General features: G+C 67.9%; 12 protein-coding genes and 1 pseudogene. 10 read left to right on the forward strand and 3 right to left on the reverse strand.

The features are described 5' to 3' along the window. Positions 1-32: 32 nt before the first annotated feature. The gene (locus FV230_RS04360; RefSeq protein ID WP_246694730.1) at positions 33-3,374 is read right to left on the reverse strand and encodes a PAS domain S-box protein; all 3,342 of its coding nucleotides are present in this window, start codon (positions 3,372-3,374) and stop codon (positions 33-35) included. After that, positions 3,371-4,195 (reverse strand): Crp/Fnr family transcriptional regulator, encoded by an 825-nt coding sequence (locus FV230_RS04365; protein WP_147841410.1) that lies wholly within the window; start codon positions 4,193-4,195, stop codon positions 3,371-3,373. Before FV230_RS04365 ends, FV230_RS04360 begins: the two co-directional genes overlap by 4 nt. A 323-nt stretch (positions 4,196-4,518) precedes the next feature. On the opposite strand from FV230_RS04365, the gene FV230_RS04370 reads away from it, so the two are divergent. Continuing rightward, positions 4,519-5,013 (forward strand): hypothetical protein, encoded by a 495-nt coding sequence (locus FV230_RS04370; RefSeq protein WP_147841411.1) that lies wholly within the window; start codon positions 4,519-4,521, stop codon positions 5,011-5,013. 254 nt (positions 5,014-5,267) lie between these two features. Here FV230_RS04370 and arsH read toward each other — a convergent pair whose 3' ends face one another. Continuing rightward, positions 5,268-6,014, reverse strand: a complete 747-nt coding sequence (arsH, locus tag FV230_RS04375; protein WP_147841412.1) for an arsenical resistance protein ArsH — start codon at positions 6,012-6,014, stop codon at positions 5,268-5,270. A 47-nt stretch (positions 6,015-6,061) separates the two neighbouring features. On the opposite strand from arsH, the gene FV230_RS04380 reads away from it, so the two are divergent. The 9 genes and pseudogenes from FV230_RS04380 (at position 6,062) to FV230_RS04420 (ending at position 14,437) form a co-directional block, all read left to right on the forward strand. Further along, on the forward strand, positions 6,062-6,409 hold the full coding sequence (locus FV230_RS04380) for a metalloregulator ArsR/SmtB family transcription factor (protein ID WP_147841413.1): 348 nt from the start codon (positions 6,062-6,064) through the stop codon (positions 6,407-6,409). Further along, positions 6,409-6,834 carry an arsenate reductase (glutaredoxin) gene (arsC, locus tag FV230_RS04385; RefSeq protein WP_147841414.1) on the forward strand — a complete coding sequence of 142 codons (426 nt, stop codon included), beginning with the start codon at positions 6,409-6,411 and terminating at the stop codon, positions 6,832-6,834. The genes FV230_RS04380 and arsC overlap by 1 nt, the downstream gene beginning before the upstream one ends. A 36-nt stretch (positions 6,835-6,870) precedes the next feature. Further along, the gene (locus FV230_RS04390) at positions 6,871-8,166 is read left to right on the forward strand and encodes an arsenic transporter (RefSeq protein WP_147841415.1); all 1,296 of its coding nucleotides are present in this window, start codon (positions 6,871-6,873) and stop codon (positions 8,164-8,166) included. 7 nt (positions 8,167-8,173) lie between these two features. Continuing rightward, positions 8,174-9,337, forward strand: coding sequence for an MFS transporter (locus FV230_RS04395; protein WP_147841416.1), 1,164 nt, complete (start codon positions 8,174-8,176; stop codon positions 9,335-9,337). 168 nt (positions 9,338-9,505) lie between these two features. Next, on the forward strand, positions 9,506-10,021 hold the full coding sequence (locus FV230_RS04400) for a hypothetical protein (protein ID WP_147841417.1): 516 nt from the start codon (positions 9,506-9,508) through the stop codon (positions 10,019-10,021). Between the two features lie 4 nt (positions 10,022-10,025). After that, entirely contained in the window at positions 10,026-10,898 is an 873-nt protein-coding gene (locus tag FV230_RS04405) for a Kiwa anti-phage protein KwaB-like domain-containing protein (RefSeq protein ID WP_147841418.1), read from the forward strand. 504 nt (positions 10,899-11,402) lie between these two features. Then, a pseudogene (locus tag FV230_RS04410) lies at positions 11,403-11,543 on the forward strand (thioredoxin-disulfide reductase); the annotation flags it as partial. Between the two features lie 288 nt (positions 11,544-11,831). Further along, on the forward strand, positions 11,832-12,722 hold the full coding sequence (locus FV230_RS04415; RefSeq protein WP_147727817.1) for a LysR family transcriptional regulator: 891 nt from the start codon (positions 11,832-11,834) through the stop codon (positions 12,720-12,722). 290 nt (positions 12,723-13,012) lie between these two features. After that, complete coding sequence (locus FV230_RS04420) at positions 13,013-14,437, forward strand: cytochrome ubiquinol oxidase subunit I (protein WP_147841420.1); 1,425 nt, start codon at positions 13,013-13,015, stop codon at positions 14,435-14,437.

The following is a 14,437-nucleotide window of genomic DNA, read 5'->3' on the forward strand; positions in this document are numbered from 1 at the left end:
GGCGATCCTGCCGATCCGTGAAGGACGCGGCCTCACGTGCGCTCCGCCGGCTCCTTGCGCCCCTCGATCATCGAGCGGATGCGGGCGGCCATAGCCTCTATCGGGAACGGCTTGGTCAGGACTGCCATGCCGGGTGCGAGTTGCCCGTTCCCGAGGATCGCGTTCTCGGCGTAGCCGGTGATGAACAGGACCTTCAGGTCGGGCCGCGACACCCGGGCGGCATCGGCCATCTGCCGGCCGTTCATCCCGCCGGGCAGGCCGACGTCGGTCACCAGCAGGTCGATGCGCACGTTGGACTGCAGCACCTTGAGCCCCGCCGCGCTGTCGCCCGCCTCGATGGCGGTGTAGCCGAGCTCCTCCAGGATGTCGGTCACAAGCATCCGCACGGTGGGCTCGTCATCGACCACCAGGACGGTCTCGCCCTGCTCCGAGCGGGGCAGCGGGTCGATCCCGGCAGAGCCTTCCTCGTCCTCGACCTCGCCATAGTGGCGGGGGAGGTAGATGCAAACGGTCGTACCCTGGCCTACCTCGGAGTAGATCCGCACCTGTCCGCCCGACTGCTGCGCGAACCCGTAGATCATCGAAAGCCCGAGCCCCGTGCCCTCGCCGATGGGCTTGGTGGTGAAGAACGGCTCGAACACCCGTGCGATCACCTCCGGCGACATGCCGGTGCCGGTGTCGGTGACGGAGAGCGACAGGTACTGCCCCGCCGGGATGTCCTGCTTCCTGGCGGCCTGCTCGTCGAGCCACTTGTTGGCGGTCTCGACCGTGATGCGCCCGCCGTCCGGCATCGCGTCGCGGGCGTTGATGCACAGGTTGAGCAGGGCGTTCTCAAGCTGCGACGGATCCACCAAGGTCGGCCATAGGCTGGACGCCCCCACCACCTCGACGGGAATGCCGGGGCCGACGGTGCGCTGGACCATCTCCTGCATGCCGGCGACGAGCTTATTCACGTCGGTCGGCTTGGGGTCGAGGGTCTGGCGGCGCGAGAAGGCGAGCAGGCGGTGGGTCAGGGCCGCGGCGCGCTTCGAGGCGCCCTGGGCGGCGGCCATGTAGCGTTCGATGTCGGTGAAGCGCCCCTGCTGCATGCGGTTCTGCATCATCTCCAGGGAGCCGCAGATGCCGGCGAGAAGGTTGTTGAAGTCGTGCGCCAAGCCGCCGGTCAACTGGCCGACCGCCTCCATCTTCTGGGATTGCCGCAGCCTCTCCTCGGTCTCGACCAGGACGGCCGACCGCTCGGCGACCCGCTGTTCGAGCGTATCGTTCAGGCTCCGCAATGCGGCGAGGGCGCGGTCGCGCTCCGCCTCGACCGTGCGGCGCGTCTCGACGTCGAGGAGGACGCCCGGGAAGCTCTGGGGCGTGCCGTCCGGTGCGTGCTCGACGCGCCCGTTCGCCTCCAGCCAGTAGTATTTTCCGTCTGTGCGCCGGACCCGGTACTGGTGGGCGTAGGCGCCGCCCCGGGCGATGACCTCGTCGATGGCTTCGGCGAGGCCCGCCTGGTCGTCGGGGTGGACGGTTGCCACGATCTGCGCCAGCGGGATGCCGTCCCTGCCGAGCGCCGGGTCGAGACCGAAGGCCTCGGCGAACGCCTCGTCCACCGTGAAGCGGTCCGTCGTGAGGTCCCAGTTCCAGGTTCCGATGATGGCGCCCGCCGCGAGTGCGAGTTGGACCCGCTGGATGTTCTGCCGGGCCAAGGCCTCGCTGGCGCGCAGGCGTTCCTCGGCCGTACGACGCTCGGTGACGTCGTTGAAGATGATCGCGATCTGCCGGTCGGCCGCGTCCCCGACCGGGACGGCCCGGACGTCGAACCAGCGTCCGAACGCCTTGGCGTAGCTCTCGAAGTTCTCGGGCACCCGGGTCCTGGCGACGCGGCCGTAGGTCTCGAACCAGAAGCGCTCCAGGTCGGGGGCGAACTCGGTGACCCACTTGCCGCGCAGGTTGACCCCGGCCTCGCGCTCGAAGGCGGGATTGGCCTCAACGAACAGGTAATCCACCGGCACGTCGTCGGCATCGAACTTGACCTGCACGATGGCGAAGGCGGCCTGCACGGTGTCGATGATCGTCCGGAAGCGCTCCTCGCCCTTCCGTAGCGCGTCCTCGACCCGTCGCCGCTCGGTTTCGTCCCGGGCGATCTTCAGAAAGCCCAGCTCCCTTCCGTCCGCGTCGCGCAGCACCCGCAACGACCCGTTGAGGAAGACCCTGCCGCCGTCCTTGCGAGCGTGCCAGCGGACGTCCGGCGACTGGCCGTCCATGCGCGCGCGGACCAATTCCTTGGCCGGTTGGCCCGCCAGGATATCCTCCGGCGTGAACAGCACGTCGGCGCTCCGCCCCATGATCTCCCCGGCGTCGTAGCCGAAGATCTCCGCGGCACCGGCCGACCAGCTCGTGACGGCCCGCTCGCCGTCGAGGGTCAGGATGGCATAGTCGGTGGCCGCCTCGACGATGAGGCTCAGGCGCTGCTCGCGCTCGCGCAGTTCCTCGGTTGCCGCGTGCATCTCGGTGACGTCGTTGCCCTCGACGAAGATGCCGGTGACGTCACCAGCCCCGTCGCGGATCGGCTGGTAGATGAAGTCGATGATCCGGCGCTCGCTCGGCCCCCCGGGCGTACGCTCCAGCCAGATCTCGACGCCGCGTCCGATGAACGGCTCCCCGGTCGTGTAGACCCGGTCGAGCAGGTCGAAGAACGGCTGGCCGTCGATGTCCTTGAGGGCTTCCCGAACGGTGAGGCCGATCACGTCGCGGTCGCCGATCAGGCGCCGGTAGGCGTCGTTGGTCAGATCGAAGCGATGGCTCGGCTCGCGCACCACCGCCATGAAGCTCGGGGCCTGCTCGAACATCTCGCGCAGGCGGTCCCCCTCGGCCCTGAGGGAAACGTTGATCCCTCGCAAGCTGCCCTCCAGCGCCTTGCGCTTCGTGGTCTCGGTCAGGATCGAGATGACCCCGCCTATACCATTCGATGCGGTGTCGTCGTCGATGGGGCTGAAGCCATAGGTCCAGTAGGCGTCCTCAAGCCGACCCTGGCGCAGGATCGGCACGTGCTGGTCCTCGTACCAGGTGTGACCGCCGCCCTCGCGGACCTTGTCGACCTCGGAACCGATGACGGGCCAGATCTCGCCCCAACTCTCGGCAGCCGGCCGCCCGAGGGAGGAGGGATGGCGCTCCGGACCGGCCGAGGGCACGAATCCGTCGTTGTAGAAAAAGATCGCCTCCGGGCCCCAGAAGATCTGCATGGGGTGGTGGCTGTTCAGCAGCAGCCGAACCGCGGTCCGCAGGCCAGCGGGCCAACCCTCCGGGCTGCCGAGCAAGGTCGTCGTCCAGTCGAAGGCACGCATCCGCGTCGCCATCTCACCGGGGCCGCTGAGGAAGGACATCATCGGCCCGTTCCCCGGGCTTCGGGCAGGATGGCATCCGGCCGTGCCTTCGGCGGCGTGCCGGGTTCGGTCGCCTCGACGGCAACGATCTTGCCGTCCTTCGCGTAGGTCGCTCCGAGAACGGTCCGGAAATGCCTACGCACCCGGGCATGGCAATCGCAGGCGGCGGCCTCGGTCCGGGCCCTGTCGAGCATGTGGATGCGGCCATGCCCGAGATGGATCAGTCCCTGGCGTTGGAGCTCGGCGAGGACCGCGGCGATGTGCGAGCGCCCGACCCCCAGCATGCTGCCCACGACGACCTGCGTGACCGGCAGTGCATCGGTCCCGAGCCGGTCCTGAAGGCCCAAGAGCCAGCGCAGCACCCGCTGCTCGATGGGATGGCCGGCGTTGCAGGCCACCGACTGCAGGACTTGGGCAAGCATGCAGTCGGCGTAGCGCACGAACAGGTCGTTCAGCGTCGGCGATGCCTCCTTGGCCTCGCGGAGGCGATCGGCATCCATGCGGAGGGCCGAGCCCTCGACCAGGACGACGCAACGGGTGAAGGCCGGCAGGTACCCCTGGCTGACCACCCCGCCGATGGCGCCTTCGTGCCCGACCGTGGCGGTCTCGACGGTGCGGTCCCCGCCCATCCGAACGACAAGGGTCGCCACGGTCTGGTCGAGGGGGAACGTGACGTGCGAGACGTCCTCGTCCACCTCGAAAAGCGTCTCACCACGTGAATGGTCGCATCGCACGACATGCGGTTCGAGCAGCGCCGTGTCCGGGGCGCCGAGCGCCGACAGGAGCAGGTTTCCCTCGAAGAGATGAGTTGGATGGCTCGACATGCGGCTTGGTGTTCGTAGCCGGCCCATGCGCGTCCGGTGGACGGCGTATGCCACGCCAATCGACTGTCCACAATCGGACGATTGCCTGCTTTCGTGAACGTGATGCTATTTCTGCCATTGTCACGCGTTCGACGGTTGGACGCTTGGCTGCGTAAGCCGAAACCGGCCCCCAGGGACCACGCACTTTGCGGACGGCGTTTCGCTTCATCATCACCGGGATATCGCAGCCACCTTCGAGACGTCCGGCTGGATCTGGTCGGAACACGCGGAGGCACCGCCGCCTTGCCCCGGTGGGGCAAGTCTCAAGCGCAAGGGCATCCAGGATGCAGGGCTACGTAACTTCTTTCGGTCTGGGCTTCGTTGCGGGGATGCGCAACATGACGGCATGCGCTGCCTTGGCCTGGGCCGCCTCCGAGGGTCGTACGCGCGGTAATCTCATCCCTGCCGGTCCCGGTGCCCGCATGCTCGCAACGGGGGCGGCAATCGCCGAGATGGCTGGGGACAAGATGCCGTTCGCTCCGGATCGGCGCATCCCGCCGTCCTTCGCGTTACGGATCGCCGTCGGCGCGTTCGGTGGGTGGGCGTTGGCCGGGCAGCGTTCGTCCCCCGAGGTCGGGGCCTTGGCCGGCATTGCCGGTGCTGTCGCCGGAACGCTCCTCGGACGCGCCGCCCGGGGCCCCGACTCCCGCACGACGCCCGGCCGCGCCAAGGGCCTCGCCGAAGATGCCGCCGCCGTCGGACTTGCCGTCCTGGTGATCTCCTCGGCCGGGCGCCAACCCCGGACGACCGATGCGATATTCCGAGCCCGCGGCACCTAGGACCACCGTGCCTTGCGTGCTGGCGCATGCCCCTCATCGTGGAGGGCGGACGCTACCGTGTCAGGTCGCCGAGGATAGACGCCTCGCACGGTTCGAGACGAGCGAGGCGACCAATGGCATTGGGTCGCCTCGTTTTACGCTAGGTCGATTACGCACGAAACCTTAGGTTGGCTTTAAGGGGGGTGGAGCCTTCGGTAAGCCTGCGTCCGTTGGCGTAGGGACCGTTAAACATTCGCCCGCCGATGGGCGATGGATCATCGCCTGACGAACCCGATGTCGACGGCGACCTCCCTGAGCCGCTCGGGCTGCCGTTCCTTGCGCTCGGAATATCGGTCGACGAGGTAATCGGATCGCTCTCGCGTCAGAAGCGTGAACCTGAACAGTTCCTCGCAGACGTCGACCACCCGGTCGTAGAGCGGTCCCGGCCTCATCCTGCCGGCTTCGTCGAACTCCTTGTAGGCCATCGGGACCGAGGACTGGTTGGGGATGGTGATCATCCGCATCCAGCGCCCGAGCACGCGCAGGCCGTTGACCGCGTTGAACGACTGCGAACCGCCCGAGACCTGCATCACCGCCAGGGTCCGCCCCTGCGTCGGGCGCACCGACCCTTCCGACAGGGGAAGCCAGTCGATCTGGCTCTTGATGACCCCGGTCATGGCGCCGTGGCGCTCCGGGCTGACCCAGACGTGCCCCTCCGACCAGATCGAGAGGTTCCGGAGTTCCTGGACCTTCGGGTGATCGGCCGCGGCGTCGTCGGGCAGCGGCAGGCCGTGCGCGTCGTAGATCCGCACCTCGCCTCCCATCGCTTCAAGCAGGCGCGCGACCTCGTAGGCGAGGAAGCGGCTGAACGAGCGCTCCCGGAGCGAGCCGTACAGGATCAGGAAGCGCGGGGCGTGGGTGAACGGCGTCGCCACCTGCAGGTCGGCTGCCGTCGGGACCACGAAATGCCCTTGGCTGAGGTTGGGCAATCCATCGGCGAAGGGCTGTCGGGGCTTGTCCAAGGAACGTCTATCCTCTACGTTTCAACAATGGTTGAGATATTGACAGTATGATGGACGAACGGCAAGCCGTCGCTGCCTTCGCGGCCCTCGGCCAGGAGCATCGGCTGCGCATCGTGCGCCGGCTCGTCACCGCGGGGCCTGACGGGATGGCGGCCGGCATGCTGGCCGAGGCGGTCGGCGTGTCCGGCACCAACCTGTCGTTCCACCTGAAGGAACTCAGCCATTCCGGCCTGGTCACCTCCCGGCGCGAGGGCCGGTCGATCATCTACAGCGCCGCCTACCCGGACCTCTCGGAGCTCATCCAGTTCCTGATGCGCAATTGCTGCCAGGGCCGCCCGGAGGTCTGCGCCCCGGCCGTCGCCGCCCTATCCGCCTGCTGCGAGGAAACCGCCTGATGGACGTCGTGATCTACCACAACCCGGATTGCGGCACGTCCCGCAACACCCTGGCCCTGATCCGCAACGCCGGCATCGAGCCGCACGTGATCGAGTACCTGAAGACGCCGCCGAACCGCATCCTAGTCCGCCAGCTCGCCGAGCGCGCCGGCATCACCGTGCGCGACCTGCTGCGGGAGAAGGGCACACCCTATGCCGAGCTCGGCCTCGGCGACGGGGCGCTCACGGATGACCAACTTCTCGATGCCGTCGCCAAGCATCCGATCCTGTTGAACCGCCCCCTGGTGGTGAGCCCGAAAGGCGTCGCCCTGTGCCGCCCATCCGAGGCGGTGCTCGACCTCCTGCCGGCCCAGCAGGGCGAGTTCGTCAAGGAGGACGGAGAGCGCGTCGTCGACGAGCACGGGCGCCGCGTCGCCACCGCCTGATCCGTCCCGAGCTTCCAAGAACAAGAAACGGTCCCGATGCTCGCGCTCGCCATCTTCGTGGTTACCCTCGTCTTCGTCATTTGGCAGCCGAAGGGTTTTGGGATCGGATGGAGCGCCTTGATCGGGGCCGCCGTGGCGCTGGCCACCGGGGTGATCCATCCCGGGGACATCCCGGTGGTCTGGCACATCGTCTGGGACGCCACCTTCACCTTCGTGGCGCTGATCATCATCTCGCTGCTCCTTGACGAGGCCGGCTTCTTCCACTGGGCGGCGCTGCACATCGCCCGCTGGGGTGGGGGTCGGGGACGGCTGCTGTTCCCGCTGGTGATCCTGCTGGGGGCGGCCATCGCGGCCGTGTTCGCCAACGACGGCGCGGCACTGCTGCTCACCCCCATTGTGCTGGCGATCCTGCTGCGGCTGGACTTCAAGCCGGCGGCGGCCCTGGCCTTCATCGTCGCCTGCGGGTTCGTTGCGGACTCGACGAGCCTGCCGCTAGTGATCTCGAACCTCGTCAACATCGTCTCGGCGAACTTCTTCGACATCTCCTTCAGCCGCTACGCCGCCGTGATGGTGCCGGTGAACCTCGTCTCGCTGGCCGCGACCCTGGTGGTGCTGTGGCTGTTTTACCGGCGCGACCTGCCCACCAGCTACCCGGTGGCCGAGTTGGAAGAGCCCCGCCGCGCGATCAAGGACCCGCTCGTCTTCAAGGCGGCATTCCCGCTCCTGGCCCTGCTGCTCGTTGCCTACTTCGTGACGGCACAGTTCGGCGTACCGGTTTCGGTGGTCACCTGCGCCGGCGCCCTCGTGCTCCTGGCGTTGGCCAATCGCAGCCGGGTCATCCCCATCCGCAAGGTGCTCGCCGGCGCTCCCTGGCAGATCGTGTTGTTCAGCCTCGGCATGTACCTCGTGGTCTACGGCCTGAAGAACGCCGGCCTGACCGACTACCTGGCGCAGGGGCTCGTCTGGCTCTCGGGCCACGGACCGTTCGTCGCCACCATCGGTACCGGGTTCGCCGCCGCCATCCTTTCTTCGGTGATGAACAACATGCCGAGCGTGCTGGTGGGCGCGCTGTCGATCCAGCAGGCCCCGGACCTATCACCGCTGATGCGCGAGCTCATGGTCTACGCCAACGTCATCGGCTGCGACCTCGGGCCTAAGTTCACCCCCATCGGGAGTCTGGCGACCCTGCTCTGGCTGCACGTCCTCGACACCAAGGGCCAGCGCATCACCTGGGGCCAGTACATGCGGGTCGGCCTGGTCATCACCCCGCCGGTCCTCCTCGTGACCCTCGCGGCCCTGGCGCTCTGGCTCCCCGCACTCGGTGTCGGGTAGCCAGGCGGTGGCCCAGCTCCGCCGCTGGCCCGTGATCTCGGCCCTGGGCGTGATCCAGATCCTGACCTGGGGCTCCTCATTCTACTTGCTGTCGGCTTTGGCCGCCCCGATGTCGGCGGATACGGGGTGGCCCTTGGGATGGGTCATCGTGGGCCTCTCCCTCGGCCTCCTCGTCGCGGGCTTGGCCTCGCCGCGGGTAGGTGCCCTCATCGGAGAGCATGGCGGGCGGCCGGTGCTGGCTTTCGCGGCCATCATCTTGTCCGTGGGCCTCGCCGTGCTCGGCCTGGCGCCGAACCTGCCGACCTACCTGGGGGGCTGGCTCCTCCTCGGTCTCGGCATGGGCACCGGCCTGTACGATCCCGCCTTCGCCACCCTCGGCCGTCTCTACGGGGCCGAGGCGCGGTCCGCCATCACCACGCTGACCCTGTGGGGCGGTTTCGCGAGCACGGTCTGCTGGCCCCTTTCGGCCTTCCTCGTCGAGCGGATCGGCTGGCGCGGGACCTGCCTCGCCTACGCCGGACTACATCTCGCGATCACGCTTCCCCTCGTCCTCCTGGTGATCCCCCGGCCGCCCGTACGTTCCGTCGGCCGATCCGTAGACGCGGCCCCGAGCGTCCGGCTCGATGGTCGGGAACGCCGTGCCTTACTCCTCATGGCGGGGGTGCTGACCCTCGGGGGCACGGTGATGGCCATGGTCTCGGTGCACCTCATCGCCCTGCTCCAGGCCCGTGGGGTGGCACTCTCCTCGGCCGTGGCCTACGGCGCCCTGATCGGCCCCTCCCAGGTCGGCGCCCGCATCGTCGAGATGGCCGGCAATGGACGGCATCATCCCCTCTGGACCCTCACGGCCGCGATGGTGCTGGTCGCCATAGGGGTCGCGATGCTTGCCGCAGGACTGCCCGTGGTCTGGCTGGCGTTGGTCATCTACGGCGCCGGCAACGGGATCTACTCGATTGCCCGGGGGACAGTGCCGCTGGCGCTGTTCGGACCGGAGCGCTACGCCCCGCTCGTGGGCAGGCTCGCAAGGCCGGGACTGGTGGCCCAGGCCTTCGCCCCATCGCTGGGCGCGCTCGTCCTTACCCGCTGGGGCGCCGATGCGACCTACCTGCTGCTCATGGTGCTCGCCGTCGCCAACGTCGGGCTGGCCCTTACGCTCTGGCGAGTGCGGTAGTCGAAACCGTTTGGGACCCACCCAATGGACATTGGTCCATATGAGGGATTGCGGTCCTGCCCGAAACGTTGCCGATATCCGGGCTGCGGTCTACATTCACTCTTTGTTCTCGTGGTCTGATGGTCGGCACGCGGAGCGAGGGGAGGGGTCGGACATGAAGCGGGGCGGATGAGGAACTGGCTCAAGACGGCCCTGTTCGTATCGGCATTGTCGCCCTCGCTCATCAGCGTGGCGCTGGCACGCGTGTGGGACAAGGGCGGGCTGACGTGGGACGCGCTTTGGTACGCGGTCCCCGGCTTCGCGGGCATCCTCGTCGTCCGCTACATCGTTGATGCTCTTCGCTGGAACGGCGAGACCTTCCCGATCACCCTGAAGAAGGTCGAGGCCAACGATACCCTGATGCTGGGCATCGTCGCGACCTACTTCGTGCCCTTCATCGGCAAGGCGATCGACATCACCGTCGGCGCCGTCCTGGCGATGCTGGCGCTTGGCGCCGTCGTCCTCTGGATGATGAGCGCGATCCCGGCCAACCCCGTCATGCGGGTGCTCGGCTACCGCTTCTACAAGGCCGAGGCAGCCAACGGGGTGGTCTACACCCTCATCACCCAAAGGGACCTGCTCGACCCGAAGCAGGTCAGGACCGTCAAGCGCATCTCCGGGTCGATGCTCCTGGAGGTCGTCTGAGCCCATGAACCTGTTCGCGCTGACCCAGGAGCCCGCCCGACGGGTGCTTCGCATCCCGCTCGCCCAGAACGTCCAGACCGAGGTCGAGGCGCTGTTCCGGCAGCAGGAACGCGACTTCACCGGATCGGTCGAGGTCGAGCACGCCTTCGACGGGAAGTACAAGCCCGATGCCGGGGAGTGCCTCGTCATCGCCGACTACGACGACATCGAGAACATCCACGAGGCCATCGAGCACCCCTTGGGGATAGCGGAGATCTCGCCGGACCCGGCCGAGTTCGCCACCGTCAGGGCGCTGTTCGCGGGGTACCGGTCCGACGCCGGCGAGCGGATCGCGCTGATACAGGGCTTCGACCGCCGCAAGATCATCTCGGCGGCCGGGATCTCCCTGTTCCATTCCGCCAACGTCTACCGCAAGGTCGATGGCGTCGGCCTGACCCTGGACACCCGCCTGGCGGCGATGCTGGTGGGAACCGGCCTAAAGTTCTTCAGCTTCCACGTCCTCCGGCAGGTCTTCGACCTGAGCGCCTACTACGTCGAGGCGACGACCACGGACCTGCAGGCGTTCGCCGCGACGGCCGGCGTCCATTTCGCGGACCCGCAGGCCTTCGTGACGGACGCGGACTCGTGGATCAGGCGCAAGGTCACCCTCATCAGCCAGAGCCAGATCCTCGACAACGTCGATGCGGAGACCATCCAGCGGGTGGCGCGCACGTTCGGCATCGAGGTGCGGACCGTCGAGGTCGACGGGCGGCAGGCGATAGCCATGCCGGGGACCAAGGCCGAGCTGAAGAAGATCCTGCGCTTCCTCGACGAAGACTACTACCAGTCGGCGCTCCAGAGCCGGAACTTCGTCACGAACTCAAAGCGCCCCGCCTGATACCATGGCCGGGGCACGGCCCTCCCAGCGACCGACGAGGCAGGCGGCGGCGTTCGCCACCGGCGGGTCCGCTAAGGGTGGGATCTTCGCCTACTCGCTCACGCTCTCGCCGTAGGTCGGCAAGCTCGGCACGTATCCCCTGTAACGCCGGGGAGACGCTACGGACCGCGACGCCTACCAAAATCCTTCGCGGCAACGGCGATGCCCGGGTGCGCGAGACCCTGGACCGTCGGGATGTGACATGCGCTGATGCAACCTACCTTCTGCTGACGTTCTTTGTCATGGCCAACGTCGGATTTCGGATGGCGCTCACGCTGTTCCGATGTTTGGACCCAAACGCAGGGTCATGCGGCACCCCTAACGGTCAGATTTGAATTTGCTATGACGGCCGAGGGCCTTCTCAGTCGGAGCTGAATGCCTAAGTGTCGGAGGAAGAACAGCCTTTTTTGGCGCCCGAAAGGATCGGAGGCGTTTTGAATGTGCATCTCTTTTTGGTTTAGAGAAGCGGCCGGCGACGTCACCGACGACGTCTACCGCCAGGCGATCACCGCGGCCGGCATGGGCTGCATGGCTGCGCTGGAAGCGGAGAAGTACCTCGCCAACCTCGACATCGGCGAGAGCCCGCGACAGGCCGCCGCCGAGTAAGCGCGAGCTCGTCCACCGGCCCGAATCCCCGTTCGGGCGGGTGAGGACTGCGCGGTTCGGCCCCGCGCCGAGGATCTGTCAACATTTTCTTTTTGCGGCGCCTTGCGCGCGACCATGCTCAGGACGCATGAGTGGCGGGCGTCGCGACGAGGCCGGGCCCGTTCGACCGCAGCCGGGTCCGATGCGTCGCAGCGGGGCCGGGAAACGCCCGCGTCGGTCGACGGCGCGGGTGGCCGGAATGGGGCGCGCGTGCCTCGGCGTCGTCTGGGTGCGTGAGGGAGTCTCGCCGTGGATTGGGACAAGATCCGGATCTTCCTCAACGTCGCGGAAGCCGGCAGCTTCACCCGTGCCGGCGACGACATCGGCCTGAGCCAATCCGCGGTGAGCCGCCAGATCAGCGCCCTGGAGCGCGAGCTGAAGGCGCCCCTGTTCCACCGCCACGCCCGCGGCCTGATCCTGACCGAGCAGGGCGACCTTCTGTTCCGCGCCGCGCGCGACATGAAGCTCCGGCTGGAGAACACCCGCGCCCGCCTCGTCGAGACCAGCGAGCGGCCGTCGGGCGACCTCAAGGTGACCACCACCGTGGGGCTGGGCACCGCGTGGCTCGCCCAGCGCGTCGCCGAATTCCTCGACCTCTACCCGGACGTGCGGATCGAGTTGATCCTGACCAACGAGGAGCTCGACCTCGCCATGCGCGAGGCCGACGTCGCGATCCGCATGCGCCGGCCGGCCCAGCCCGACCTGATCCAGCGCCGGCTGTTCACGGTGCACTACCACGCCTTCGCCAGCCAGGATTACGTCAAGCGCTTCGGCGAGCCCAAGACCGTCGAGGACCTCGACGAGCACCGCCTCGTCTCCTTCGGCGGCAACGAGCCGTCCTACCTGCTGGCGGCGCACTGGCTCGCCAATGTCGGCCGCGAGGGCCGCGAGCGCCGCCCGGTCGCCTTCACCGTCAACAACATCGGCGCGCTGCAGCGCGCGATGGAGACCGGCGCCGGCATCGGCATCCTGCCGGACTACGCGGTCGACGGCGACGACCACCTCGTCCAGGTGCTGCGCGACAGCGAGATGCCGACGCTGGAGAGCTATCTCGTCTACGCCGAAGAGATGCGCACGGTCGCCCGCGTCCAGGCGTTCCGCGACTTCCTCGTCTCAAAGGCGCAGCGCTGGACGTACTGAAGCGCTGGCCGCCACCGCCCTTCCGAGGCGGCTCGGCGGCGCCCGTCGTCGAACGGGCTCCGAAGCGACCCTCGAAGCCAGCCGGATTGGCCGAGGCCGGCGGGTCGGGGCTTCGTCATCGGATCGCGGGGTCGGCGATGGCGCGTACCTCCGGCGCCCGCCTGCAGGCCCGTGGTCCCGGCGGCATCCGTTGATGCGACATCCGACCTATCCTTGTGCGTCGTCTAGGCTTGCATTCTTATCGTCATTTCGGTAATTCCTGAAATGACGAGATTGACGAGGCCGCGGGCATGTCTCTCCTATCCGAGATCGACGCGCTGACGCTTGCGCGGGCGCAGTTCGGGTTCACCGTCGCCTTCCACATCGTCTACCCGGCCTTCTCGATCGGGCTGGCGAGCTACCTCGCGGTGCTCGAAGGTCTGTGGCTGGCGACCGGCCGCGAGGTGTTCATCAATCTCTTCCACTACTGGCTCAAGATCTTCGCCATCGCTTTCGCGATGGGCGTCGTCTCCGGCCTGGTGATGAGCTATCAGTTCGGCACCAACTGGTCGGTCTATTCCGACAGGACCGGCCCGGTGCTCGGGCCGTTGATGGCCTACGAGGTCATGTCGGCCTTCTTCCTGGAGGCCGGCTTTCTCGGCGTGATGCTGTTCGGCATGAAGAAGGTCGGCCGCGGCCTGCACATGCTGGCGACCCTGATGGTGGCGGTCGGCACCGGCTTCTCGGCGTTCTGGATCGTATCCGTCAATTCCTGGATGCAGACGCCGGCCGGGTATGGCACGAATGCGCAAGGTCAGTTCGTGCCCCTCGATTGGTGGGCGATCGTCTTCAACCCGTCGTTCCCGTATCGGCTCGTGCACATGGTGCTGGCCGCCTACCTGACGACGGCGCTCGTGGTCGGCGGCGTGGGCGCCTGGCACCTGCTGCGGGACCGCGCCAATGCGGGCGCCCGCACCATGTTCTCCATGGCGATGTGGATGCTGGCCTGCGTCGCGCCGCTCCAGATCCTCGCGGGCGATGCCCACGGCCTGAACACGCTCGCGCATCAACCGGCCAAGGTCATGGCGATGGAGGGCCACTTCCGGGGGCATCCGGACGGGGCTCCGCTCATCCTGTTCGGCCTGCCGGACCAGGACGCGGCGACCGTCCGCTACGCGCTGGAGGTGCCCAAGCTCTCGTCGCTGATCCTGAAGCATTCGCTCGACGCAGCCCTCGATGGGCTCGACAGCGTCCCGCGCGCGAATTGGCCGCCGGTGCCGATCGTGTTCTGGTCGTTCCGCATCATGGTCGGGCTCGGCGTCGCGATGCTGGGCGTCGGCCTGTGGAGCCTGTGGGCGCGGTGGCGCGGGCGCCTCTACGAGACGACCTGGCTGCACCGCGTCGCGGTGACGATGGGGCCCGCGGGCTTCGTGGCGGTGCTGGCCGGCTGGATCACGACGGAGGTGGGCCGCCAGCCCTTCACGGTCTACGGCCTGCTGCGCACCGCGCAATCCGCGTCTCCGCTGCAGGTGCCGGCCGTCGCGAGCTCGCTGCTCGCCTTCGTCGTGATCTACCTTTCGGTCTTCGGCATGGGGATCCTCTACATCCTGCGGCTGATGGCGCATGCGCCCCATCGCGGCGAGGAAGGCCCCGAGGTCGGCCTGCCGATCCGCGCCGCCGGCCTCACGCCCGCGCCCGCCGTCGATCCCGATCGCCATCTGCAGCCGGCGGAGTAG

Origin of the sequence: Methylobacterium sp. WL6 (genome assembly GCF_008040095.1) — a bacterium.
Lineage (GTDB): Bacteria > Pseudomonadota > Alphaproteobacteria > Rhizobiales > Beijerinckiaceae > Methylobacterium.

What these genes read in the sequence shown, in the direction of transcription:
- FV230_RS04400 (WP_147841417.1), top strand. Translation starts at nt 9,506, where the DNA reads ATGAGGAACTGGCTCAAGACGGCCCTGTTCGTATCGGCATTGTCGCCC.
- arsC (WP_147841414.1), top strand. Translation starts at nt 6,409, where the DNA reads ATGGACGTCGTGATCTACCACAACCCGGATTGCGGCACGTCCCGCAAC.
- FV230_RS04420 (WP_147841420.1), top strand. Translation starts at nt 13,013, where the DNA reads ATGTCTCTCCTATCCGAGATCGACGCGCTGACGCTTGCGCGGGCGCAG.
- FV230_RS04390 (WP_147841415.1), top strand. Translation starts at nt 6,871, where the DNA reads ATGCTCGCGCTCGCCATCTTCGTGGTTACCCTCGTCTTCGTCATTTGG.
- FV230_RS04370 (WP_147841411.1), top strand. Translation starts at nt 4,519, where the DNA reads ATGCAGGGCTACGTAACTTCTTTCGGTCTGGGCTTCGTTGCGGGGATG.
- FV230_RS04405 (WP_147841418.1), top strand. Translation starts at nt 10,026, where the DNA reads ATGAACCTGTTCGCGCTGACCCAGGAGCCCGCCCGACGGGTGCTTCGC.
- FV230_RS04380 (WP_147841413.1), top strand. Translation starts at nt 6,062, where the DNA reads ATGATGGACGAACGGCAAGCCGTCGCTGCCTTCGCGGCCCTCGGCCAG.
- FV230_RS04360 (WP_246694730.1), bottom strand. Translation starts at nt 3,374, where the DNA reads ATGATGTCCTTCCTCAGCGGCCCCGGTGAGATGGCGACGCGGATGCGT.
- FV230_RS04365 (WP_147841410.1), bottom strand. Translation starts at nt 4,195, where the DNA reads ATGTCGAGCCATCCAACTCATCTCTTCGAGGGAAACCTGCTCCTGTCG.